The sequence below is a fragment of the Pseudomonas sp. 05N434 genome, from assembly GCF_056396965.1.
In genome coordinates this window covers 1-818 of sequence record NZ_JBFTMK010000977.1, presented here as the reverse complement: position 1 = coordinate 818, position 818 = coordinate 1, and the positions used below count along the sequence as shown (strand labels likewise).

The following is an 818-nucleotide window of genomic DNA, read 5'->3' as shown; positions in this document are numbered from 1 at the left end:
CGCTTCCGATCTCTCGTTAGCGGGAGGCGAATTCTACAGCGTTAGTCGCTGCTGTCAACACCTCTTTTTCTCCGCTTTCGACCGAGAAGATCGAATCGTCAATAAGGCGACAATMCCCTGCCCTAYCAACTCCTTCTGGCTTCGATGAACTGAAGCGTAACCGCTGTCGAAAACTGCATAACTCGTTGTTTACCAAGGAGTTTTCCGTTTCGACTGCGCCGGAAGTGGGGCGAATTATAGACGTCCAGAATCTGCCGTCAACCCCTGATTACGCTTTTCTATCAGGATGTTCAAAATCCCTGCTTATATATAGACGCAACCGCAACGAATGCGCAGTATATTGCCCAACACATTACAAACTACTCTCGTTTCTCACCTCGGACGATGCCACGCAATGAATGACCACCCCCGCAGCCTTGCCTCGACCCTGTTCTCGGTAGGCCTGCTCTTGATAGCCATGGCATCGATCCAGTCCGGAGCCTCCCTGGCCAARAGCATGTTCCCGGTTATCGGCGCTCAAGGGACCACCACCCTGCGGCTGATCTTCGCCAGCGTGATCATGCTGCTGCTATTGCGCCCATGGCGAGCGAAGCTCACCGCAAAATCCCTGCGCACGGTAATTGTCTATGGGATGGCGCTGGGCGGCATGAACTTCCTCTTCTATATGTCCTTGAACACTGTCCCTCTGGGTATCGCGGTAGCCCTGGAGTTCACCGGCCCATTAGCGGTCGCTATTTATGCCTCACGTCGGGCGATCGACTTTCTGTGGATCGCTCTGGCGGCAGTGGGTTTACTGCTGTTGATTCCAACTGGCGCCA

Annotated in this window: 1 pseudogene; it reads left to right on the top strand. The window is 54.1% G+C overall.

Features of this window, described 5'->3' with window-relative positions:
• Positions 1 to 394: 394 nt before the first annotated feature.
• A pseudogene (locus AC1DLB_RS31185) lies at positions 395 to 818 on the top strand (EamA family transporter); the annotation flags it as partial.